General features: G+C 41.2%; 4 protein-coding genes and 2 pseudogenes. All 6 read right to left on the bottom strand.

Translation table 11 applies throughout. The features are described 5' to 3' along the window. Positions 1–66: pseudogene (locus tag HA48_RS23020) on the bottom strand (Rhs-family protein); the annotation flags it as partial. A 189-nt stretch (positions 67–255) separates the two neighbouring features. Further along, positions 256–507 (bottom strand): hypothetical protein, encoded by a 252-nt coding sequence (locus HA48_RS21820; protein WP_128603169.1) that lies wholly within the window; start codon positions 505–507, stop codon positions 256–258. Between the two features lie 4 nt (positions 508–511). After that, positions 512–865 carry a hypothetical protein gene (locus HA48_RS22315; protein ID WP_244182932.1) on the bottom strand — a complete coding sequence of 118 codons (354 nt, stop codon included), beginning with the start codon at positions 863–865 and terminating at the stop codon, positions 512–514. Next, a pseudogene (locus tag HA48_RS22845) lies at positions 839–970 on the bottom strand (RHS repeat-associated core domain-containing protein); the annotation flags it as partial. The pseudogene HA48_RS22845 and the gene HA48_RS22315, both read right to left, overlap by 27 nt. A gap of 191 nt (positions 971–1161) precedes the next feature. Beyond that, positions 1162–1449, bottom strand: coding sequence for a hypothetical protein (locus HA48_RS21810; protein WP_244182931.1), 288 nt, complete (start codon positions 1447–1449; stop codon positions 1162–1164). A 5-nt stretch (positions 1450–1454) separates the two neighbouring features. Next, the coding region (locus HA48_RS21805) for an RHS repeat-associated core domain-containing protein (RefSeq protein WP_139808000.1) at positions 1455–1920 on the bottom strand (466 nt) is incomplete at its 5' end.

The following is a 1920-nucleotide window of genomic DNA, read 5'->3' as shown; positions in this document are numbered from 1 at the left end:
TTTCCAGCTGCGTCGGCCGAACGCGTCGTAGCCGTAGGTAGTGCGCTGCTCTGTGCCGTTACGCGTGCATAACACCTTCATCAAACTCATAGCGTGTCGTGCAGCCGTCAAAATTACCGGGAAGTGACTGGCTGAGATGGGATTTGAGGTGGGTCAGAAGGTAACGGTGAAGATTGAACAGGGCTGTCCGATCCTGACAACGGGCAGCTAAATATAACAAGCCGGAAGGATCGTTAAGATCGCTTCCGGCTATTATTATTGATTCTCTATTTCAGTTATCCAGTGGCGAAGATCATCATCCGTATATAAAAAATCCCGATCTGAAGAAGGTAAATCAACAGCTCCCAGCAATTTCAGATATTTTAAAACCACAGGATCTTCTAATCTTAATGAGTCATCATTGAACATATTAAATGCCCATTCAGACACATCATCTCTTTTTGCATCACCTGCTAATATACTTAATATTTTATTAATTATATCAACACGTTGAGGCTGAACACTCAAAACACTACCTCCTTCCTTTATAATTACCATCCATATCAAATATATGATGATTCTTTTCATGAGTAACAGGCTTTGGAGCCACACTTCGTATATTTCCAGTGTGGTCTACCGTTTCATACCAGGTACGTTTATTACCTGTAGATGGATCCCATTCTCTAACTAACCTGGCACCTTTCATTTCACCTGGGTTTCGAGATGATTTTATTTCGTCATAAAAACGGTAACGGCCATTCTGTAATTCTTTTACACCGCCAGAACCATATTTTTCATGCTGAGTATAATAATCTTTAAGCCTCTGATAGTCCGCTGCATTGTGAGCACTATTATCTTTTCCTGGCGAACATTTAGTAAGGCCCAACGGGTCGATCCAGTTCAGCGAATTCGGTGCGTACTCATAAAGATTCAGCCCGCCCGCCAGCCCGATCGGATCCTGCTGCGTAAACCGCGCGCTGTCCGGATCGTAGTTCGGATCTTAGTGCGTTATGCAACTAAGCTTTAGATCGTAATGGAATCTTCTCTGGTAGTTAACTAAATTTTTATTTATTTGGTTATAAAATAGTGCATTATTTCTCACAGTTATAAAAAATCAATCAAAAAACATCACCAACATAATATGTAAAGTAATAACACCCGAAATTAATCACCTGACGATTGTCACACTAACCTGATAGCCTCAGACACTTTCAATTTGAGCACTTCGATATTGCTTGCTGAATCACTAAATGTTGGCGCCTCCCAATTATAATCTTTAATTAGGGAAACAAAAAAATTCCCCTGGATGTCAAATGATGGTCTCCATCCAATATCTAAAATAAATCCACCCGGAAACTCAACCTGGAGCATATCTTCTTTTAAATCTTCTAAGAAATTCTCTAATGGTTGTTTTTCATCAATATGAAAATCATCAAATGTCACAATTCCGCCCTTGGTAGTAAAATCCATATTAATCATTTTATAAGCCTCATAAATTCATTTTGAGAAATAGGGTGCCCATGAATAGTTCCCCCACTTTCTTCAACCCTTAACCACCGACTTTCTTTGCCCTCACTGGCTCCAATAATTTCCCCCATGTCTTTCACTTTCCAAGGTTTTCCATTACTGACCGACTCACCATTTTTATAAACTGATCTTTCAAGTGATTCTATATCAGTCCCAGGTTTATATTTTGCAGGGCCTGATTTTGTCGATTTAATAACATCTTTCCAGGTTGAATTTTTAGGTGCCACATGCTTATAACCGTGAGGAGTCCAGTTAGGTTCATTTTCATCAGAGCATTTGCGCTGCAACCCCAGCGGGTCGATCCAGTTGAGCGGATTCGGCGCATACGCATACAGGTTCAGCCCGCCGTTTAGCCCTATCGGATCCTGACTGACAAACCGCCCCGCATCCGGATCATAGTAGCGGAACCGGTTG

Origin of the sequence: Pantoea wallisii (assembly GCF_002095485.1) — a bacterium.
GTDB lineage: Bacteria > Pseudomonadota > Gammaproteobacteria > Enterobacterales > Enterobacteriaceae > Pantoea > Pantoea wallisii.
The sequence above is the reverse complement of the archived record's forward strand: the minus strand, read 5'-3'. Positions and strand labels throughout refer to the sequence as shown.